Genomic DNA, 20,947 nt, shown 5'->3' on the forward strand with positions numbered 1-20,947 from the left:
ATGCATCCGCGTATGGAACAGATCATCCGCCATCCCGCCGTCCTGTTCGTCCTGCTGCTCATCCTGCTGGCGGCAGCCACGGCCATTGGCGCGCAGGTGCTGCGCCGCATGCGCCCGGTCGGCAAGGAGAACCGCGATGACTTCAATATCGTGCAGGGCGCAACGCTCACGCTGCTCGCATTGCTGATCGGCTTCACGCTGTCGATGGCGGTGGGCCGATACGACCAGCGCAAGAACCTCGAGGAAGAAGAAGCCAACGCCATCGGCACGGAATACCTGCGCGCGGATCTGGTCGAGGGGCCGGAGGCCGGACAGATCAAGACGCTCCTCGTCCGGTATCTGGACCAGCGCCTCCAGTATTACCGGACACGCGACCGCGAACAGCTGCACGGGATCGCGGCGGCCACCGCGCAGATCGAGGACGAGATGTGGAAGACCGTGCGAGGCATCGCGCGCGACAAGCCGACCCCCATCACCGCCCTTGTCGTGAGCGGCATGAACGACGTGATAAATTCCCAGGGCTACGCCGAAGCCGCGTGGCTGAACCGCATTCCGGTGGCGGCATGGTGCCTGATGATCGTCATCGCATTCTTCAGCACGCTGATGCAGGGCTATGGCGCGCGCGCGGAGACGTCCAGGGCGTTCCTGCTGCTCGTGCTCCCGCTGACGGTGTCGCTGTCGCTGGCACTCATTGCCGATATCGACAGTCCCCGCGGCGGCCTGATCCGCGTCATCCCACAGAACCTCGAAAGCCTCGCCGCATCGCTGGGCCGCTGAGCCGTCATTCTCGGCGCAGCCCGACGTCAGACCGGTGCATTCACCGCGAACTTGCCACGCTTGGTCGAGAAGAACGTCCGCACATTGCGAACGTTGTGCGTGCCGCTGAAAAGGCGGCGGGCAAAGGCATCGTAGGCGCTCATGTCCGCCAGCTCCGCGATGACGACGAAGTCTGGCCCCGGTGAAACCCGATAGCACTGGGTCACCGTCGGCTCCGCGCAGATATGCGCTTCGAACGCGTCGCAGTCTTCGGCCGCCTGACGGTCGAGCGAAACCTCGATGATGGCCGTCACCGATCGGCCGAGCTTGCCCTGATCCAGCATCGCGACTTCGCGCACGATCACCCCGGCCTCCCGGAGCCGGCGTAATCGCCGCATTGTCGTCGGCGCGGACGCGAACACGCGCTGCGCCAGCTCCACATTGGACAGGGAGGCATCCTCCTGCAGCACGCGGAGGATGCGCAGGTCGAGGTCGTCGAGGTCGTCGGCCATCGGTGAGATAACAAATCAGTGAAAGAAAATTTCACACGGAGGTTGAATCGTCGCAATAAACCATAAATCACCGTTTTTTGAAAGAAAATTTCATCACACCGCCCCTACCATCGGTCCCGTGGCCACTCAAGCGAAACAACGAACTTCTGAATGGAGCTGACGGTATGTGCGGAATCGTGGGTGCGGTATCGCATCGCAACATCGTGCTGGATCTCGTGGATGGACTGAGACGGCTGGAATACCGCGGGTATGACTCGTGCGGGGTGGCCGCGATACAGGAGGGCAGGCTCGTCAGATCGCGCAGCGTCGATCGCGTCGCGGCATTGCGGGGCGATATCGCGGATCGCGGCGTCGATGGCCATACGGGCATCGCCCACACGCGCTGGGCCACGCACGGGATGCCCGTCACGGCCAATGCGCATCCACACTTCTCCCCGAACGACGACGCGCCTCGCGTTGCGGTGTCCCACAACGGGATCATCGAGAATCACGAGGCCCTGCGCACCGAGCTCGAAGGCCACGGCTATGTGTTCGCCAGCCAGACCGACAGCGAGGTCATCGCCCATCTGATCGACCACCTCTACAACGGTGACCTGTTCGAGGCCGTGCGCGAAACCGTGGCGCGCCTGCATGGCAGCTATGCCATTGCCGTGCTATGCCGCGACGAACCTCATCGGATGGTCGGCGCGCGCCGTGGCATGCCGCTGGTCGTGGGCGTGGGCGACGGCGAGAACTTCCTCGCCTCCGATGCGATTGCGGTGGCCAATGCCACCACGCAGATCGTCTATCTCGCGGACGGCGATGTCGCGGACGTGCAAATGCATCGCTACTGGATCGTCGATGCGCACGGCCAGCGCGTGGAACGCGACGTGCATACCGTCGCGGCGCATAGCGCGGCGGCCGATCTCGGCCTCTACCAGCACTACATGCAGAAGGAGATTTTCGAGCAGCCGCGCGCCGTGGCCGATACGCTGCGCGATATCACGGCGATCATGCCCGAACTGTTCGGCGACGGTGCCTACCGGCAGCTCGACAATATCGATGCCGTGCTGCTGCTGGCCTGCGGCGGCAGCTACCACGCGGCGCTGACGGCGAGCTACTGGATCGAGCAACTGGCCAACCTGCCCGTGCGCGTGGAGATCGCCAGCGAGTACCGCTACCGAGAGCCGTTCAGCAATCCCCGGATGCTGGTCGTCGCGGTGTCGCAGAGCGGGGAGACCGCCGACGTGCTCGGTGCCGTGCATGCGGCGCGCGAACGCGGCATGCACCGTACGCTGGCCATCTGCAATGTCGCGACGAGCGCGCTGGTGCGCGAATGCGCCATGCACTTCATCACGCGCGCGGGCATCGAAATCGGCGTCGCGTCGACCAAGGCCTTTACCACGCAACTGGTGGCGCTCTACCTTCTTGCGCTCACGCTGGCGCAGATGCGCGGACGCCTGACGGACGCGGAAGAGCAGGAACACCTGCGCGCGCTCCGGCACCTGCCGGATGCACTGACGCGCGTCCTGGCGCTGGAGCCCAATATCATCGGCTGGGCGGAACAGTTTGCCCGCAAGGAGAACATGCTGTTCCTCGGGCGCGGCATGCACTATCCCATCGCACTGGAAGGCGCGCTGAAGATGAAGGAGATCTCCTACATCCACGCCGAGGGCTACGCCGCGGGCGAACTCAAGCACGGCCCGCTCGCGCTCGTCAGCGACCAGATGCCCGTCGTGGCCGTGGCGCCCAACGACAGCCTGCTGGAGAAGCTGAAATCGAACATGTATGAAGTCAATGCCCGCAGCGGCAAGCTGTATGTCTTCGCGGACATCGACTGCGCATTGCAGCCCAGCCCCGGGCTCGAAATCATCCGGCTGACCGAGCATTACGGCATGCTTTCCCCGATCCTGCATACCATTCCCATGCAACTGCTGTCGTACCACACCGCGCTCGCGCGCGGCACGGACATCGACAAGCCACGCAACCTCGCGAAGTCAGTGACCGTGGAGTAGCGCGGGCCGCGGCCGGCTGACCAGTGTCACCATCACATAGCTCATGATCATCAGCATGAACCACGACCCGAGCTTGCCGATGCCGACCAGATGCCAGCCGTCGAGCTGGTTGGGATACAGCCACGTGCGCGTCACGGTGCCGATGTTTTCGGCGAGCCAGATGAACAGCGCCACCAGCGTGAAGCCGAGCAGCATGGGCATGCGGCGGTGCACGCGGTCGATGCGGAAGTAGACCCAGCAGCGGCCGAAGGCCACGGCCACGAGCGCCATCAGGACGTAGCGGGCGTCCCACCAGTAGTGGTGCAGGAAGAAGTTTGCGTAGATGGCGAGCGACAGCGCGCCCGTGACGCGCAGCGGCGGATGGCGGGTAAAGCGGAAATCGAACTCGCGCCAGACACGCGCGATATAGCTGCCCACCGCCGCGTACATGAACCCCGTGAACAGCGGCACGTTGCCGACGCGCAGCACCGACGCCTCCGGATAGATCCATGAGCCGACCGATGTCTTGAAGATCTCCATGACGGTGCCGGCCACGTGGAACAGCATGATCACCTTCGCTTCGTCCCAGGTCTCCAGCCGCAGCCACAGCATGGCGATCTGGATCGCCACGGCCGCCACGACGAGAAAGTCGTAGCGCGTCAGCGCCGCGCCGGCCGGGTACCAGAGATGCGTGCCGATGAGCAGCGCTACCATCAGGCCGCCGAACAGGCAGGCCCACGCCTGCTTGATGCCGAACACCACGAACTCGTGCAGGACCGTGGCCCACGCCCCGCGCCTTGCGGCCCATGCTCCGGAGATGTCCCTCCAGCCGTGGTACGTCGCGCTCAGGGTCGCCCGCAACGATCCGCCGTTTGTTGTCATTGTCATGCCGCTTGCGTTATCGATGCGGCATTTTGCCATCGGTGGCAGTGGCCCTCCAGCGAGCGCGGTCAATCCGCCGCGCGCTGCCATGCGGCGACGAACGCGCGCAACTCTCCGCCCGACGCGTCGGTCACGGCCCAGTAGCGCATGCCGCGCGCGCTCCAGCTTTCCATCTCGTAGCCCTGCACCACGCGTCCGGCGCTATCGCCGCGGTCCTTCTCCGGCAGGACGTAGACCTCCAGCGGATGCTGGTTGCGGCGATAGACAAGCACCGCGACGCGGTGGCCGTCCACGTAGTCGAGGCGTCCGCCCACCAGCGGAAATCCCTCCGCGGCAAGGTCCCGGACCTCGGGCGCATAGTCGATGCGGCCGTTGAACCATGGCTTGACGGTATGGCGATCGGTGGACGCGACGTCGATCTCGCGCGTCGACAGCAGCGCGCGGACGTGGCTGGCAACGATCGCGTCCGCGGTAAGGTCGGTCGGGGATTCGCGCAGCGCGTAGCCGGCGATGGCCAGCCCCACGGCGGCCGCCGTCACGGCCGCCATGGCCGCGTTGAGAGCCGGCGACCATGTGAACCAGCGACGCCAGCCCGCCTTCAAGGCCGGAGCATCGGCCGGCCCCACGGTTGCCTCCATATTCGGTCCCACAGCCGATCCACCGGACGGAAAGGCGATACCGGGCGCCAGGTCGTCCCACCCGGCATCGGCATCGGTATCGGCAACTGGCAGCGCCGCCAGCACACGCGCGCGCAACGCGGGCGATGCACGGTAGTATCCCGCCCCCTGTCGTACGGTCCTCCGCAGCGCCCGCAATTCCCGCAACGCTGTCACGCAGTCGCCGCAATCCTCGAGATGCCGCTCCAGCCGAACGCTGTCGGCCGCGCCGATCTCGCCGTCCGCGCAGGCCTGCAGCAGTTGACGGGCTTCGTTGCAGTTCATGGCCGCCCTCCCCGCTCGCGCACATCGCCGACCCAGGCACCCGCACCCTGCCCCTCGCGCAAGAGCACGATCTCCGCGGCAAGCATGCGCCGTCCCCGCGCCAGCCGCGACATCACGGTACCGGCCGGAATATCGACGATGCGCGCGATATCGCGATAGTGCAGGTCCTCGAGCTCGCGCAGCACGATCACTTCGCGAAACGCCACGGGCAGCCGCTCGAGCGCCGCATGCACGAGCCGCACGTCCTCCTCGCGCAGCAGCACCTGCTCGGGATCGGCCGGCATGCCGTGCCATGCCGGCAGCTCGGCGTCGGCGGCATTGTCGTCATAGCCGGTTTCGGCGGCGGATCTGCGTTGCTGGTACATCGTGAACCATGTATTGCGCACGATCGCGAGCAGCCATGGGCGCGGCCGCTCGCCCCGAAAACTCGCGAACAGGCGGAACGCGCGCAGGAACGCCTCCTGCACGACGTCGTCGGCATCGCTCGCGCCACCGCACAGCCACCGCGCGAGATTGTGCGCGGCGTCGAGGTGCGGCAGCACCAGCGCATCGAAGCGGCGGCGCTCGCTGGCGTCCACATCAGGCCTCGTGATGCCGGGTGGCGGCGAAGGTGGGGTCTGTCGGCGATCGAATCATGTTGGGTATTCCTCGCTATACCGACGGCACCCCGAGTTTATTCCCGCGATCGGCGGTTTGCGGTGAATTTTTTTTCGCGGCCGCTTGCCGGGAATATTCCGCTGTGGGCGACGGTAAGACTGGCAGGATCATCCAGCAAGGAGCCACCATGACCCTCCCCTGCAACCGGCGCGCCTTTCTGCGCCTGGCCGGCGCCGGTGCCGGCGCCGTCTTCGCCTCCGGCCTGCCCGGCTGGGCCGCCGCGCGCGACGACGACTTCTTCTTCGTGCAGTTGTCCGATTCCCACTGGGGATTCCAGGGCGCGGCAAACCCCGACGCGCGCGGCACGCTGCCCCGCGCGGTGGCGGCCGTCAACGCGCTGCCGCGCGAGCCGGACTTCATCATGTTTACGGGCGACCTCACCCACTCCACCGACGATCCGGCCGAACGGCGCAAGCGCATGCGTGAGTTCCAGGCGGCCATCGCTCCGCTCAAGGCCGGCCAGATCCATCTGATGCCGGGCGAGCACGACGCAAGTCTCGACAACGGCGAGGCCTATCGCGAGCTGTTCGGGCTCACGCATTACACGTTCGATCACAAGGGGCTGCACGCGATCGTGCTCGACAACGTGTCCGATCCCACGGGGCAGGTCGGCGACGCACAACGGCAATGGCTGGCGGACGATCTGTCGAAGCAGCCGCGCGATGCGCGCATCGTGGTGTTCACGCACCGGCCGCTGTTCAACCTCTATCCGCAATGGGACTGGGCCACGCGCGATGGCGATCGCGTGGTCGAGTTGCTGATGCCTTACCAGAACGTGACCGTGTTCTACGGCCATATCCATCAGGAGCATCACCACCTTACCGGGCATATCGAGCATCATGCGGCGCGGTCGCTGATGTTTCCGCTGCCGCCACCGGGCTCCCAGCCCCGCCGCGAGCCGCTGCCCTGGGATGCGGCACAACCGTACCGCGGACTGGGATGGCGCGAGGTGACAGCGATGCGGCAGCCGGCCGGCTACCGGCTGGCCGAACGTCCCGTGAGCGATACCTCGGGAGGCCAGTCATGACGACGCGCGTACACACCCGGCGCCGCACGGTGCTTGCATGGTCGGCGGCACTGCTCGCCACGCCGTTGATCGCCAGGCTCGGCGACGCCGCCGCGCCCCGCGTGATTCCCGTTCGCGCGCGGCGCTTCGTGTTCACGCCGGACAAGATCGTGCTGAAGGCAGGAGAGCCTGTGGTGCTGGAGTTGATCGCCGAGGACGTGATCATGGGCTTCAGCGCGCCGGACCTCGGCGTGCGCGCCGATATGCCGCCGGGGCAGACCGTACGGCTCGCGGTCACGCCCGCGAAGGCGGGGACCTATACATTCCTGTGCGACCTGTTCTGCGGGTCCGGGCATGAGAGCATGTCCGGTGTGATTGAGGTCAAAGCCTGAGCAAGGTCAAAGCCTGAGCGAGTTCAAGCGAAGGCCCTACGGCTGCGCGGGCTTCGACGTCTCCGTCACGCGCAGGGAGGGCAGCCACACATCCGGGCCCGGCGCCCGGACCACGGTTCCCTTCACCCTCGTCTCGCGCCCCGCCAGCGACCTCGCCTCCGCCAACGGCATGCCGATCAGCTCCCAACTCTCCTTCGATGTCGTGTGCATCATCACGGTCGGGAACGGTTCGTTGCCCTTGATATGAATCTCGCCGACCAGCGTTCTCTCTCCGGAATCCGCGGCCGCGGCGCACGCGGTCAGGCCGAGGGCCATCAGCAAAGGCAGGATCTTGGTTTGCATTGTCTTGTCCATCGGAAGAAAGGGCGGCAACCGCCGCCCCCCCTAGCTTACTGAATGACGACCGATAGCGTCGAGCCCGCGGGGACCTTCACCGTTTCACTGTAGGTACCGGACACGGCCCTGCGCACGACCGGCAGGCTGGCGTACGGCTGCAACGTCGCGGGTACCGATTGCGTCAGCGTGCGGGTGGCCAGCAACGCCTGCGGGTCGATTACCGGCAGCGTGAAGCCACCGTCCGCGCGCGCCGGGAAGCCGTAACCGGTCGGGCTGGGCGCCTTCATCAGCGAGGCCGACGTCGCGCCGAAGCGGCGCAGCTGCTCGCCGAGGCTCGACGTCGGGACAGTCGCCCGAATCGACGAATCCAGCACGGTCAGCGAGTCGGTGCTGCTCACGTTCGTCAGCAGGTGCTTGTAGAACGCAAGGCCGAGCTGCCGGTCGAGGAAGCCGCCCAGCGAGCCGGACACCGAATAGCTGTCGCAAGCCGGCCCAAACGGGTCCCACGTGGTCAGGCTGCAGTTATACGACCCGGCCTTGTAGCCGACGTAGTTGGGGAACCGGACATCCCGGATGGCGTTGTAGGTCGGGTCGATCGACTGGCTCGCGAAGTCTTCCATCATCATCGCGGTGCCTTCTTCCAGCCAGGTATCGAAGGCATTGGCGGGTCCCTGCACCACGGCGCGACGGTAGAAGTTCTGCATATGCATGCCTTCGTGCGCCATCGTGAGGAGCATCGACTGCAGGCCCGACGAACCGCCAAGGTAAAGCGTCTCCGCATCCAGATACAGCGACACCGACTGGTTGCTGAACGCACTGCCCGCCGTCGTCAGCGCATTGCGCGCGTAGAAGTATCCGACTACGCCAAACGGCCGGCCATTGTTGTCGAAGTTCAGGATGACGATGTCGATCGGCTGCGCGACCGCGCCGCTGATGAGGTCGGTATAGGGGTGCGGCCCCCAGACCGGCCCACCGGTCTGCTTGAGCATGTCGTAGATCTTGCCCGTCGGGACGAACCCCGCATACAGCGCATTGACGGTGGCGGCGCTGACCTTGGTCGGGTCGCTCTCGGCGCTTTCCACCCAGAAATTCACGACCGTGCCATCGGAAGCGGTATCCGTGCGCACCAGCGTCGTGGCGCGCACGCTGTTGTCCTCGTGGAAGAAGTTTCGCGTATCGCCAACCGTATAGGCCGCGCGCTGGGGGACCGTGCCGAACGACGAACCGTTGATCCCCGCCTTGCGGGGACCGGCAAGTGCCGCCCAGCCGTCGCGGTTGAAGTCCGAGATGCGGCGCGTGATCGCGCTCTTGCCGTCATCGAGCTGGATCGCGCTCGCGGCGATCGTCGGCAGGTACGAGGCCGTCAGCGGGATGGTCGGCATCGTCTGCGCCGTGCCCGTCTGGTTCGTGAAGACCAGCGTCACGTCCTGGCCGCCGAGCCCGGAGATGCTGATCGGCATGTCCACGGCGGAGGCGGTCGCATTGATGTTCTGCCACACGCCGATTCCGCTACCGGCGTAAGTGTTGGCGTCCACGGCGGCACAGCCCGAGCAGGCCGGCGATACGACGCTGGTCGGCTTGGCGACCGGGTCGGCGGGCGTGGCCGGCGTTCCGGGGGTGCCGGGGGTGCCGGGGGTACCCGGTGTTTGGGTGCCCGTGGTGGCGGTCGTGGATTGCGCCGCGGGGGCATCGTCCCCACCGCCTCCGCAGGCGGCAAGCACGGCAGATGTCAGCAAGGCCACGGCCAGAGACCCCGGGAAAGACAAAGTGCGCACGTTGCGCATGTATTTCTCCTTATTGTGTTGGATGCCGCGATCCGTCAATACGCGGCATTCCCCTTATCGGCAGAAATACGAGGTCGAATCACCCCGCCATCGGGGGGCGCCCGGCCATTGGGCTATCATGCGGGTCCCCTCCGAAGTGGTCCCCTATGATTACCGTCCGCAATGTCACGCTGCGCCGTGGCGTCAATGTCGTGCTCGATCGCGCGTCCGTCACCTTCAATCCCGGCGAGAAAATCGGTCTTGTTGGCCGCAATGGCGCGGGAAAGTCGTCCTTTTTCGGCCTTCTGAACGGCACGCTGCACGAAGACAGCGGCGAATTCTCGATTCCGGCCGCGTGGCGGATGGGTCAGGTCGCGCAGGACATGGCGGAGACCGAGCAAAGCGCGACCGACTTCGTGGTCGAGGGGGACACCGTGCTGCTGGCCGCGCAGGCCGAGGTTGCGGCCGCCGAGGCCAGCGAGGACGGCATGCGCATGGCCGAGGCCTATATGGCCCTGCACGACGCCGGCGCGCACGACGCGCCCGCCCGTGCCCAGGCGCTGATCCTGGGTCTCGGTTTCGGCGCCGCGCAGCTGAGCCAGCCCGTCAACAGCTTCTCGGGCGGCTGGCGCATGCGGCTACAGTTGGCCCGCGCGCTGATGTGCCCGTCCGACCTGCTGCTGCTCGACGAACCGACGAACCACCTGGACCTCGATGCGCTGGTCTGGCTCGAAGCATGGCTCAAGCGTTATGCGGGCACGCTGGTCGTCATCAGCCACGACCGCGAGTTCCTCGATGCGGTGACGCAGGTCACCGTGCACGTCGATAACGCGAAGCTCGTGCGCTACGGCGGCAACTACAGCCGGTTCGAGGAGATGCGCGCGGAGCAGCTGGAGCTGCAGCAGGCCGCGATGGCCAGGCAGGCGGACAAGATCGCCCATCTGCAGAAGTTCATCGACCGCTTCAAGGCCAAGGCGTCGAAGGCCAAGCAGGCACAGAGCCGCGTCAAGGCGCTCGAGCGCATGGAAAAGATCGCCCCGGTGCTGGCCGACGCGGAGTTCTCCTTCGAATTCAAGGAGCCGCTCAACGTCCCGAATCCGCTGCTCTCGATGCTCGATGCGAGCTTCGGCTACCCGGTGCCCGACGACGCGCCGGCAGGCGCCACGCCCACGGTCATCGTGCGCGGCATCAACCGTTCGGTGATGGCCGGCCAGCGTATCGGCATTCTTGGCGCCAACGGGCAAGGCAAATCCACGCTCGTGAAGACCGTGGCACACGCCCTGGCCCCGATTGCCGGCGAGATCAGCGAGGGCAAGGGCCTGAATATCGGCTACTTCGCGCAGCAGGAACTGGACGTGCTGCGTCCGCACGACACGCCGATGGAACACATGATCCGCCTGGCGAAGGACACGCCGCCCCATATGCGCGCGCCAGGCCAGAGCGGCACCGAACAATCGCTGCGCACCTTCCTCGGCACGTTCAATTTCAGCGGCGACATGGTGCATCAGGCCGTCAGCACGATGAGCGGCGGCGAAAAGGCACGGCTCGTGCTGTGCATGATCGTGTGGCAACGCCCCAACCTGCTGCTGCTCGACGAGCCGACCAACCATCTGGACCTGGCCACGCGCGAAGCGCTGGGCATCGCGCTCAACGAGTTCGAAGGCACCGTGATGCTGGTCAGCCACGACCGCGCGCTGCTGCGCGCCGTCTGCGACGAGTTCTGGCTGGTCACCAAGGGTGGCGTCCATCCTTTCGACGGCGATCTGGAGGACTATCAGCAGTTCCTGCGCAACGAGGCGCGACGCATGCGCGAGGAGATGCAGGGCAAGCCGCAATAAGCCGTTCGTTATGCGGCGGGGGCGGGCGAGCGGACGCACAGCAATGGCACCGCCCCCGCCGCCAGCAACGCGCCGGACAGCGTGAATGCCAGATTGAAGCTACCCGTCTCGGCCACGATATAGCCCGTGACGATGGGCGCAACCAGGCCGAAGATATTGCCCACGGTGCTGATAAAGCCGACGGCGCTTCCCACATCGCGCGCATCGCGGGTCAGGTCATTGGCGAGCGCGAGGTTGAGCGACACCGCCGACGCGCAGGCGGCGAGCGACAGCGTGATGACCGGCACGATCGCCACGAGGTGGTTCAGGTACGGCACCGCCGCGACCAGCGCGGAGCCGAACAGGCACGCGGCCACCCAGAACTTGCGCGTCCCCGATGCAAGGTTGGCCGGCATGAACGCATCGCTCAGCCGCAGCACCGCGACGACCAGCAGCGCGGCGCCAAGATACGTCGCACCCAGCAGCAGTCCGGTCGTCGTGACCGGCAGCGACTGCTCCTTTTGCAGGTAGCTCGGCAACCATGCCAGAAACAGATGCGTGGAAAACCCGGCGCAGCCGTGTGCGAACGCGCTCGCCCGCATGGGAGCGCTGCCGGCGATGCCGCGCAGCCCGGCCGAGCCCGATCCCACAGGCTGCGCGGCGTCCACCTGCGCGGGACGTGCGGGACGTCCGCCGTGCCGGTTCCATGCAACCCAGAAGCCCAGCCACACCGCACCGATGGCCCCCGCCACGATAAAGACGACACGCCATCCCCACGTCGAGATCATGCCCGACAAGGTCACCGCACCGATGGCCGGCCCAATCAGGCTGCCACTGTGCAGGATGCCGGTCGCCAGCCCCCATTTGTTTCGGGGCACATGATCCCGAATCGTGCGCGCGCCCGTCGGATAGGTAACCGCGGCGCAAAGGCCGGCGGCCAGACGGCATGCCAGCAGCGACAGAAAACTCCACGAGAACGCAATGGAGGCACTGGCCGCGGAAAGCAGCCCGATACCGAGGCCGCCCACCCGATAGGCGCCGAACCGCCCGACCAGATGGCCGGCGGGAATCAGCGCCATGAAGTACAGCCAGCTGAACGACGACAGCAGGTATCCCATCGCCACGGGGGACAGACCGAACTCCTCGCTCACCGCGACCGCCGTCAGCGACAGCGCCGTGCGATCGACGTAGAGAATCACGGTTAACGCGGACAGCAGAACGTAGATTCGCATCGGCTTCCTGTTCAGAACCCCGGTGCCGTCGGCCTTGCACGCATATCGTTGCTATCGACGTCAGCCGGCTGCCGCAGGTACTGTACTTCAACTCGCTTTCACCCGCGCGGTAGAATCCGGTTCTTACCAGACTTGGACGGCACCCCTGCCTCGGGCACGCCTCAATTGCGATGTCATCCAGCCAAGCGCGCGCCTCGCGACTGCATTTCGATCTGACCACCGTTCAACTGTTTATCGCCGTGGCGGACATGGGCAGCATTACCCGTGGGGCGGAGCGGCTGCATCTGGCGCCCGCGGCCGCGTCCCGCCGCATCCTCGAGCTCGAATCGCAGTTGGGCGTGTCGTTGTTCGAACGGCTCCCGCATGGCATGGCCGTGACCGAAGCGGGCGGCGCGCTGCTCGCGCATGCGCGCGGCATCAGCCATACCGTGCAGCGCATGCAGGACGATGCCGCCTCGTATATCGGCGGCGTGCTCGGCGTCGTGCGCATCGCCGCGCCCAAGTCGGCCGTCATCCAGTTCCTGCCATCGGACATCCAGCGCTGCGCGGCAGAGTGTCCGGGCATTCGCATCGACCTGCAGGAGATGAACAGCGAGGAGGTCCAGCAATCGCTGCGCCGCGGCATGGCCGACCTGGGCATCTACGACGGCAACCTCGGCGTCGTCGATCTGCCCACCGCGCCCTATCGGTCCGACCGCCTCGCGCTGGTCGTCGCCAGCCAGCACGCGCTGGCCCGCCGCAAGCGGGTATCGCTCGAGGACGTCCTCGACTGCGACCTGATCGTGCTCAGCGCGAGCTCGGCCATTTCCATCCTGCTGGAGCGCCTGGCCGCCGAAGCGGGCAGGACGATGCGCATGCGCATGCGGGTGCAGGGGTTCGACAGCATCGCCGCGCTCGTCGCCGAGAACCTCGGCGCCGGCGTCATGCCGGAAGCCATCGCGAAGAAGGTTGCGGCCGGATCCCGGTTCGTCCGCATACCCATCGACGAGCCCTGGGCGGAGCGGCGGTTCGTCCTGTGCCACCGGCCCCACGGCGAACTGTCTTCCGCCGCCCATGCGGTATTGCGGGTGCTTGCGCAAAAGGCGAAACCAGACTTCCCCAAACAGCGATAGCGTTCCCGGGGCGCTTTGCACATCATGGTCTCCATAACAAGTACCACGGAGACAATGATGCAACGCAGACAGTTCATGCTCGGCGCGGCGGCCGGGCTGACGGGATTGACCGGGTTAACGCTACCCGGCCTCGTCAGGGCGGCCGACATGGCGGGTCCCGTCCGCATCCTCGTCGGCTTCGCTCCCGGGGGCGGCACCGATGTGCTGGCCCGCGTGCTGGGCAACAAGCTCACGCAGATGTGGAACACCAGCGTGGTGGTCGAGAACAAGCCCGGCGCTTCCGGATCGATCGCGGCCGGCTACGTCGCCAAGCAGCCCCCCGATGGCACGACCCTGCTGATGGCGCACGTCAACAGCCATGCCATCGCCCCGGCGATGCTGGACCTCAAGTACAACCCGCGCACGGATTTCTCCCCCATCGCGATGGTCGGCGTCACGCCCAATATGCTGACGTGCCGCGCCGAACAGAAGATCCGTACCGTGGCCGAAGTGGTGGCGCTCTGCCGCCAGAAACCCGGCAAGATCTCTTTCGGCTCTTCGGGCATCGGTTCCTCGCAGCATCTGGCGCTCGAGCTGTTCCGCATGCAGGCCAAGATCGACGTCGTGCACGTGCCCTACAAGGGATCGGGCCCGCTGGTAGCCGATCTGCTGGGCGGTCAGATCGACTACGCGTTCGATACGATGACCGCCGCCACGCCGTTTATCCAGCAGGACAAGGTGGTTGCCATCGCGCAAACCCGCCTGAAACGCGCCGCCGCCTATCCGAACGTGCCCACCCTGGCCGAGTCCGGCTTCCCCGGCCTCGACGCCGCGTCCTGGTATGGCCTGGTCGGCCCCAAGGGCATGTCTCCCGCGCTTGTCCAGCGCATGAACGCCGACGTCAATCGCGCGCTGGCCATGCCCGACGTCGTCGAGCGGCTCAAGAGCTTTGGCGCCGAGGACTACGGTGGCTCCAGCCAGCAGTTCGGCGAATTCATCGCATCGGAGTCCACCAAATGGGCGAAGGTCGTGAAGGACGCCAACGTCAAGGCGGAGAGCTGAGGCCACCCTTCTGACGCCCAGCGCGACACCGAACAGAAACCCCTAGCAGGATACGACGATGACCGATGCGCGCAACGATCAGGCACAGCGCAGTGCCACCCCATTGCCTCTGGCAGGCGTCCGGGTGCTGGATGTGACCCAGGTCATGGCCGGCCCCTATGCCTGCATGCTGCTGGCCGACCTCGGCGCCGACGTGATCAAGATCGAACCGCCGAAAGGCGGCGACCAGACGCGCGGCGCGATGGGATTCAAGATGAAGGGCCCGGACAGCATGGGCTTTCTGAACATGAATCGCAACAAGCGAAGCATGACGCTGGACCTCAAGACCGAATCGGCGCGCGAGGTCTTTCTGCGGCTCGCGAAAACCGCGGACATCCTCGTCGAGAACTATCGGCCCGGTGTCATGAAGCGCCTTGGCATCGACTACGACACGCTGCGCGAGATCAATCCCAGGCTCGTCTATTGCAGCATCTCGGGTTTCGGGCAGTCGGGACCGTGGGCCACGCGGCCCGGATTCGACCTGATGGCGCAGGCCATGTCGGGCGTGATGAGCGTGACCGGTTACCCCGGCGGCGCGCCGGTCAAGGCCGGCGTGCCCGTGGCCGACATCGGCTGCGCGCTGTTCGCGGTGTACGGCATGCTCTCCGCCTATATCGGCGCGAAGGCCACCGGCAAGGGCCAGTACGTGGATGCCTCGCTGTTCGACTCCGCGCTCGCGTTCTCCATCTGGGACACCTCGGAGTACTGGGGCACAGGCCGCGAGCCGGAGCCGCTCGGCACGTCCAATCGCATGAGCGCGCCGTATCAGGCCGTGAAGGCCGCCGACGGCTACTTCGTGATGGGCGCGACGAACCAGAAGCTCTGGCAGTTGCTCTGCAACACGCTCGAACGGCCCGATCTGCTCGCGGACGAGCGCTTCGGCACCGTGGCGTTACGCCTCGCCAACCGCAACGAACTGATTCCGGCCCTCGAGGAGAGCTTTGCCGCGGACAGCTGCGACAGCTGGATCGAACGCCTGCTGGAAGCGGGGATCCCGGCCGGGCCGATCCTGACGTATCCTCAGGCTTTCGACAGCGAGCACGGGCGGCACCGCCAGATGCGCATCGAGATCGATCACCCGATCGAGGGCAAGGTGCCCAATATCGGCTTTGCCGTCAAAATGGGCGGCACCCCGCAGCAGGTGCGCCGCCACCCACCGCTGCTGGGCGAGCATACGGCAGAGGTACTGGACGAGCTCGGGCTGTCGAAGGACGAGCAGGCGTCGCTGGCCGATGCCGGCGCGTTTGGCGGATAACGGAAAACGGCCAATGACAGAACCCTCGGCACAAGGACAGGTCACGCTCTCCAGACAGGGCCCAATCGCCTTCATCACGTTCGACCGCCCGGCGGCTCGCAACGCGATGACGTGGGCGATGTACGACCAGCTGGGCGCGCATTGCAAATCGCTGGCCGCCGACACGGCCGACCGCCCCCGCGTGGTGGTGTTGCGCGGCGCCGGCGGAGAAGCCTTCGTCGCGGGCAGCGATATCGCGCAGTTCCAGCAATTCACGGGCGGCGACGACGGCATTGCCTACGAGGCCGGTATCGACGAAGGCATCGGCCTGATCGAACGGCTGCCCATGCCGACCGTGGCCGTCGTCGATGGCTGGGCCGTCGGCGGCGGACTGGCCATTGCCACCGCCTGCGACTTCCGCCTGGCTACCCCGAAAGCCCGCTTCGGCGTGCCGATCGCCAAGACACTCGGCAATACGCTCTCCGCCGAGAACCTCGCCAAACTGCGCGCCGCGTGGGGCTTGCAGCCCGTCCGGCGCATGCTGCTGCTCGCGCAGATTCTGGACGCCGACACCGCGCTGGCATGCGGCTTCCTGCATGGCATCCATGCGCCCGAGGAGATCGACGCGCAGCTCGCCGCGCTCTGCGACCAGCTCGGCGCGCTGGCGCCCGTCACCCAGAGCGTCGTGAAGGAAGCCCTGCGCCGCCAGACCGTCGAGGCCGTGGCCGACACCGACGATCTCGTGCGTACGTGCTACGCCAGCGAAGATTTCCGGGAAGGCGTCGATGCCTTCGTGAACCGCCGCCCGCCGGCGTGGAAGGGGCGCTAGAGCCGGATCGGTAATGGCCGCTATACTTCCCAGTCTACCGAGGCCATTGCACGCTCATAGTGAATACCCAGACCAGCCACGAGTCACGCAGCAGCGAGGACAGCGACTACGACTTTACCGAGCAGGTCGGCCACCTGCTGCGCCGCGCGTACCAGCGGCATGTCTCGATTTTCCAGCAGACGATTCCCGATTCGCAGCTGACCGCCGGCCAGTTCGTGGTGCTCTGCGCGATCCAGGCGCAGGGGCCCTGCTCCCTGAGCGCCATCGCCCGCGCCACGGCCATCGATCAGGCAACGGTGCGCGGCATCATCGAACGCCTGAAGTCGCGGGACCTGATCGTCGTCTCGCACGACGCGCGCGACCGCCGCAAGGTCGTGGTGCTGCTGTCGCCCGCCGGGCAAACACTGATCGGTGAGGTCGTCCCCTTCGCGCAGGACATCAGCGAGCGCACCATGGGCGGCCTGAACCCCGCCGAGCGCGTCGCGCTGCTGTATCTGCTGCGCAAGCTGAGCGACCTCGAGGACGCGTCGCCCGAACCCGTCGCCGACGCCGACGGCACCGCCTGACGCGCTCCCCGTCCCTTTCCCCCCGCCCCCATTTGTCGGTTCCACGCCTCCCGCCGGGGACCCGTCACGCTCCGATAATCTTAGAGATCGAATAATTGTTGACATCGCCTGTCCACGCGATAGTATTACGCCATGGACTTCGATCTCTAACGATTTTTGGAAGTGCCAAATCCACCGACTCTGGAGCTGACAAATGTATGACATCTACACCACCGACAAGCTGATCGACCTTTGGCTGACCGAAGACATCGGCATCTGCGACCTGACGGTCCAGACGATGATCGAGCCGGGCGAAACCGGCACGTTCTGCATGAACGCCCGCGAGCCGATGCTCATCGCCGGTATCGACGTGGCCGCCCGCATCTTCGCGCGCTACGATCCGTCGCTGTCCATCGACGTGCGCGTTGCCGATGGCGACAAGGTGGAAAAGGGTGCCATCCTGCTGAACGTCAGCGGCAATGCGCGTAGCGTGCTGACGGCCGAACGGACCGCCCTCAATATCATGCAGCGGCTGTGCGGCATCGCCAACCACACGGCGAAGTATGCCGAGGCCATTGCCCATACCAAGGCGCGCCTGATCGACAGCCGCAAGACCACGCCGGGCCTGCGCGCGCTGGAAAAGCATGCGGTGACCTGCGGTGGCGGCCTGAACCACCGGCTGAGCCTCGACAATGGCGTGATGATCAAGGACAACCACATCGCGGTCTGCGGCAGCATTGCCGCCGCGGTGGAGCGCGTGCGCCGCAAGCTGCCGGTGCTGACGAAGCTGGAGGTGGAGTGCGACCGTCTGGAGCAGGTGCATGAAGCCCTGGCGGCCGGCGTGGACGTGATCATGCTGGACAACATGTCCGTGCCCGACATGAAGGAAGCGGTACAGATCGTGAACGGCCGCACCAAGGTCGAAGCCTCGGGCGGTATCCGCCTGGAAACGATTCGTCCGATCGCGGAAACCGGTGTGGACTATATCTCCACGAGCAAGATCACGCAGTCGGCCCCGGCCGTGGATATCGGCCTCGACGAAGCCTGATTCGCGCGCGGTTCCCAGTTGTAGCGCCTTCTACCCGAGAAGGCTTCGCCCTCGCCGGTTCGCCGTCGAGGGCTTTTTGCCGTGGTGCGCCGTGGTGCGCCGTGGTGCGCCCGTGGCGCGCCGGCGATACGTCAAAGATCCGACAGCAGCCGCCCCACTTCCTGCGTGGACGGCACGCGGCGCCCGCGTTCCGCCAGCGCCATCTCGTCGGCGACCAGCTTCTGCGTGATGGAGATCAGCACCCGGCGCGTCGTCAGCACGTCCTCCTCGCTGACGCCCTCCACACTGAGCGTATTGACCTCGGTCGCCAGCGGCTCCAGCTTCTTGCGCAGCGCGCGCCCCGTCTTGCTCAGGAACACGTGCACCTTCTTCTTGTTGCCGGGCAGATGCATGCGCTCCACGTAGCCCAGCGCCTCCAGCGCCTTGACCGCCGAGAACGTGGTGGGCTCCGTCACGCCCGCCCGCTCGCTCAGGTCGCGCTGCGAGAGGCCATCGTGGCGCCAGAGAATGCGCAGGATGGTCCAGTGGCCGTACGACACCGAATGATTGGCCAGCCGCAGCTGCAGCGCGCGGATATACGCGCGGGCTGCGTCCTTCACCAGGTGCGCAAGGCGTTCTTCACTGGCGTCGTCCAGCGGGACGGGTACTGCGGGGCTATCTGGCTTTTTCGTGGCCATGGCGATGACAGGAGGCGTAAAGGAACAGAACGGCGCACATGATAGCGCGTCTGGCCACGGACCCGCGTCCAGCGCCATTCCGCACTCGATGTAGCGATCACTACATCAGTGCGTCATGCGCGTTGTCCATGCATCCCGCACCGCTAGCGCGCATGGTCTCCGCTAGCGTTTTCCCTGAGAAAACCCCGAATCCCGCGTACACACTCGATTTCCGGGAGCTGGCCCGTCCTTTGCATAAACTTAGACATCGAACTTAACTTGACACGCTATCGGCGGGTGCTAGCATAAGCCTACAAACTTCGATGTCTAAGTTAAATATGAACAAGACTGGCACATTCTTCCTTGTCGTCGGCCCCAGTGGCGCAGGCAAGGACTCCCTGATCGACGGTGCACGCGCGATTCTCACGGACGGCTATCGGTTCGCCCAACGCGTCATCACGCGTCCGAGCGGCTCTCCCGGCGAGGATCATGAAGGCGTTTCCGATATGGAGTTCACGCGTCGCCAGGAGGCCGGCGAGTTCCTCGTCACGTGGAACGCGCACGAGCTGCGCTACGGGCTGCCCGCCGCGCTGATCGAAACGCTTGCGTCGGGCACGCACGTCATCGCCAATGGCTCGCGCGGCGTGGTGGCGGAGCTGGCCGCGCGTCTGCCCCACTTTGCCGTCGTGCTGGTCACCGCGCCGCAGGAAGTGCTGGCCCAGCGCATTGCCTCGCGCGGCCGCGAGTCCGGCGAACAGATCTCGAAGCGCGTATCGCGGCAGGCGGCGTCGATTCCGGAAGGCGTGCGGTGCCTCACGGTGTCCAACGAAAGCACGCTCGAGGCCGGTGTCCAGCGCTTTGTCGAGGCAGTGCGTGCCGGTGCGTGCGCGCCGGCGGCCCCCGAGGCCCCGTCGAGCCGCGTCAACCTGATGGCGAAACTGCGCGGCGAGGCGCTCGACGAAGCCGCTTACGTGGCCGTGCTGCGCGACGCCATTGCCGGGCGCTACACCGAAGCGGAACTGACGGCGTTCCTGATCGCCGCCACCGGCAGCCTCGACGACGACGAAGTGGTGGCGCTGGCCCGCGCGCGCACGGCCTTCACGCCGCGCATCGCCTGGGACGAGCCGCTCGTGGTGGACAAGCATTCGATGGGCGGTGTCCCCGGCAGCCGCATCACGCTGATCGTCGTGCCCATCGTCGCGGCCTATGGCCTCGCGATGCCGAAGACCTCGTCGCGCGCCATCACGTCCGCGGCCGGCACCGCCGATGCGATGGAAACCGTGGCCCGCGTGGACCTCACGCAGGCCGACGTGCAGCGCTGCGTGGCGCAGGCGCGCGCCTGCATCGCCTGGAACGGACGCCTCAACCATTCCGTGATCGACGACGTGATGAATGCCATCACCCGTCCGCGCAAGCTCGATTCGCGCCGCTGGTCCGTTGCCTCGATCCTCTCCAAGAAGTACACGGCCGGCGCCACGCACGTGATGGTGGACCTGCCCTACGGGCCGCAGACCAAGCTCGCCGACCGCGCCGATGCGGAGGCGCTGGGCGCGCTGTTCGAGCGCGTCGGCGCGGGGCTGGGCCTGCACGTACGCGCCATCGCCACCGATGGCAGCCACCCGATCGGTCGCGGCATCGGTCCGGCGCTGGAGGTCCGCGACGTCATGCAGGTGCTCGACAACGATCCGGCCGCCCCCGCCGACCTGCGCGCCAAGGCCCTTTACTTCGCCGCCCAGATCCTCGCTTTCGACCCGCGCGTGGGCTCGCCCGAGCAAGGCATGCGAATTGCGGAAGCCCTGCTGGATGAAGGCAAGGCGAGGACGGCATTCGACAGCATTGCGGGCGCCCAGGGCCGCAGGCCCGAGGCGGTGATGCCCGGCGTGCACATCGCGGAGATCGCGGCCAGCCGGTCTGGACGCGTCGCCGCGATCGACGGTCTGCGTATCTCCGGCGTGGCACGCGCGGCGGGCGCGCCGCGCGATCTCGGTGCAGGCGTGGACCTGCTGTGCACGATTGGCGCGCATGTGGCCGAGGGCCAGGCGCTCTACCGCATTCACGCGGCGTCGCCCGCGGCACTCGACGCCGCGGTGGCGGAGGCGCATGGCCCGGGTGGCGACCAGAGCAACCAGGCAGTCCGTATCGATCCCGATTGAGCGTTCTTCTTCTTTCCTTCACC

20 protein-coding genes are annotated in these 20,947 nt (G+C 66.4%); 12 read left to right on the forward strand and 8 right to left on the reverse strand.

Going from position 1 to position 20,947, the window contains the following annotated elements:
• The first annotated feature begins 12 nt into the window (after positions 1-12).
• The gene (locus tag FOB72_RS21795) at positions 13-777 is read left to right on the forward strand and encodes a hypothetical protein (RefSeq protein WP_150374791.1); all 765 of its coding nucleotides are present in this window, start codon (positions 13-15) and stop codon (positions 775-777) included.
• Positions 778-803: 26 nt separating this feature from the next.
• Here the strand turns inward: FOB72_RS21795 and FOB72_RS21800 are convergent, their stop codons facing one another.
• On the reverse strand, positions 804-1,268 hold the full coding sequence (locus FOB72_RS21800; protein WP_150374792.1) for an Lrp/AsnC family transcriptional regulator: 465 nt from the start codon (positions 1,266-1,268) through the stop codon (positions 804-806).
• Between the two features lie 164 nt (positions 1,269-1,432).
• Here FOB72_RS21800 and glmS point away from each other — a divergent pair, with 164 nt between their 5' ends.
• The gene (glmS, locus tag FOB72_RS21805) at positions 1,433-3,262 is read left to right on the forward strand and encodes a glutamine--fructose-6-phosphate transaminase (isomerizing) (protein WP_150374793.1); all 1,830 of its coding nucleotides are present in this window, start codon (positions 1,433-1,435) and stop codon (positions 3,260-3,262) included.
• On the opposite strand, the gene FOB72_RS21810 is transcribed toward glmS, so the two are convergent.
• From FOB72_RS21810 to FOB72_RS21820, 3 genes are all read right to left on the reverse strand, one after another.
• On the reverse strand, positions 3,245-4,123 hold the full coding sequence (locus FOB72_RS21810; RefSeq protein WP_150377318.1) for a DUF817 domain-containing protein: 879 nt from the start codon (positions 4,121-4,123) through the stop codon (positions 3,245-3,247). The genes glmS and FOB72_RS21810 overlap by 18 nt on opposite strands.
• Positions 4,124-4,191: 68 nt before the next feature.
• Complete coding sequence (locus tag FOB72_RS21815; protein ID WP_150374794.1) at positions 4,192-5,064, reverse strand: anti-sigma factor family protein; 873 nt, start codon at positions 5,062-5,064, stop codon at positions 4,192-4,194.
• A complete protein-coding gene (locus FOB72_RS21820) occupies positions 5,061-5,642 on the reverse strand; it encodes an RNA polymerase sigma factor (protein WP_150374795.1) in 582 nt (193 codons plus the stop codon). Before FOB72_RS21820 ends, FOB72_RS21815 begins: the two co-directional genes overlap by 4 nt.
• Before the next feature lie 206 nt (positions 5,643-5,848).
• Here FOB72_RS21820 and FOB72_RS21825 point away from each other — a divergent pair, with 206 nt between their 5' ends.
• Both FOB72_RS21825 and FOB72_RS21830 read left to right on the forward strand, forming a co-directional pair.
• Positions 5,849-6,748: a metallophosphoesterase family protein gene (locus FOB72_RS21825; RefSeq protein WP_150374796.1), complete on the forward strand. Its 900-nt coding sequence runs from the start codon at positions 5,849-5,851 to the stop codon at positions 6,746-6,748.
• Positions 6,745-7,119: a cupredoxin domain-containing protein gene (locus tag FOB72_RS21830; protein ID WP_150374797.1), complete on the forward strand. Its 375-nt coding sequence runs from the start codon at positions 6,745-6,747 to the stop codon at positions 7,117-7,119. The genes FOB72_RS21825 and FOB72_RS21830 overlap by 4 nt, the downstream gene beginning before the upstream one ends.
• Positions 7,120-7,155: 36 nt before the next feature.
• Here the strand turns inward: FOB72_RS21830 and FOB72_RS21835 are convergent, their stop codons facing one another.
• Positions 7,156-7,461 carry a hypothetical protein gene (locus FOB72_RS21835; protein ID WP_223851741.1) on the reverse strand — a complete coding sequence of 102 codons (306 nt, stop codon included), beginning with the start codon at positions 7,459-7,461 and terminating at the stop codon, positions 7,156-7,158.
• A gap of 47 nt (positions 7,462-7,508) precedes the next feature.
• Positions 7,509-9,239: a M30 family zinc metallopeptidase gene (locus FOB72_RS21840; protein WP_150374798.1), complete on the reverse strand. Its 1,731-nt coding sequence runs from the start codon at positions 9,237-9,239 to the stop codon at positions 7,509-7,511.
• A gap of 146 nt (positions 9,240-9,385) precedes the next feature.
• On the opposite strand from FOB72_RS21840, the gene FOB72_RS21845 reads away from it, so the two are divergent.
• On the forward strand, positions 9,386-11,056 hold the full coding sequence (locus FOB72_RS21845; RefSeq protein WP_150374799.1) for an ABC-F family ATP-binding cassette domain-containing protein: 1,671 nt from the start codon (positions 9,386-9,388) through the stop codon (positions 11,054-11,056).
• A gap of 8 nt (positions 11,057-11,064) precedes the next feature.
• Here the strand turns inward: FOB72_RS21845 and FOB72_RS21850 are convergent, their stop codons facing one another.
• Positions 11,065-12,267: an MFS transporter gene (locus FOB72_RS21850; protein ID WP_150374800.1), complete on the reverse strand. Its 1,203-nt coding sequence runs from the start codon at positions 12,265-12,267 to the stop codon at positions 11,065-11,067.
• Between the two features lie 170 nt (positions 12,268-12,437).
• On the opposite strand from FOB72_RS21850, the gene FOB72_RS21855 reads away from it, so the two are divergent.
• From FOB72_RS21855 to nadC, 6 genes are all read left to right on the forward strand, one after another.
• A complete protein-coding gene (locus FOB72_RS21855; RefSeq protein ID WP_150374801.1) occupies positions 12,438-13,379 on the forward strand; it encodes a LysR family transcriptional regulator in 942 nt (313 codons plus the stop codon).
• A gap of 57 nt (positions 13,380-13,436) precedes the next feature.
• The gene (locus FOB72_RS21860) at positions 13,437-14,420 is read left to right on the forward strand and encodes a Bug family tripartite tricarboxylate transporter substrate binding protein (RefSeq protein ID WP_150374802.1); all 984 of its coding nucleotides are present in this window, start codon (positions 13,437-13,439) and stop codon (positions 14,418-14,420) included.
• Positions 14,421-14,478: 58 nt separating this feature from the next.
• Positions 14,479-15,714: a CaiB/BaiF CoA transferase family protein gene (locus FOB72_RS21865; protein WP_150374803.1), complete on the forward strand. Its 1,236-nt coding sequence runs from the start codon at positions 14,479-14,481 to the stop codon at positions 15,712-15,714.
• Between the two features lie 13 nt (positions 15,715-15,727).
• A complete protein-coding gene (locus FOB72_RS21870) occupies positions 15,728-16,522 on the forward strand; it encodes an enoyl-CoA hydratase/isomerase family protein (protein WP_150374804.1) in 795 nt (264 codons plus the stop codon).
• Between the two features lie 59 nt (positions 16,523-16,581).
• Positions 16,582-17,088 (forward strand): MarR family winged helix-turn-helix transcriptional regulator, encoded by a 507-nt coding sequence (locus FOB72_RS21875; RefSeq protein WP_150374805.1) that lies wholly within the window; start codon positions 16,582-16,584, stop codon positions 17,086-17,088.
• 193 nt (positions 17,089-17,281) lie between these two features.
• The gene (gene nadC, locus FOB72_RS21880) at positions 17,282-18,115 is read left to right on the forward strand and encodes a carboxylating nicotinate-nucleotide diphosphorylase (protein ID WP_150374806.1); all 834 of its coding nucleotides are present in this window, start codon (positions 17,282-17,284) and stop codon (positions 18,113-18,115) included.
• Between the two features lie 131 nt (positions 18,116-18,246).
• Here the strand turns inward: nadC and FOB72_RS21885 are convergent, their stop codons facing one another.
• Positions 18,247-18,792, reverse strand: coding sequence for a MarR family winged helix-turn-helix transcriptional regulator (locus tag FOB72_RS21885; protein WP_150374807.1), 546 nt, complete (start codon positions 18,790-18,792; stop codon positions 18,247-18,249).
• A 302-nt stretch (positions 18,793-19,094) separates the two neighbouring features.
• On the opposite strand from FOB72_RS21885, the gene phnN reads away from it, so the two are divergent.
• Positions 19,095-20,924 carry a phosphonate metabolism protein/1,5-bisphosphokinase (PRPP-forming) PhnN gene (phnN, locus tag FOB72_RS21890; RefSeq protein WP_150374808.1) on the forward strand — a complete coding sequence of 610 codons (1,830 nt, stop codon included), beginning with the start codon at positions 19,095-19,097 and terminating at the stop codon, positions 20,922-20,924.
• The last annotated feature ends 23 nt before the right edge of the window (positions 20,925-20,947 follow it).

Source organism: Cupriavidus pauculus (genome assembly GCF_008693385.1).
Lineage (GTDB): Bacteria > Pseudomonadota > Gammaproteobacteria > Burkholderiales > Burkholderiaceae > Cupriavidus > Cupriavidus pauculus_D.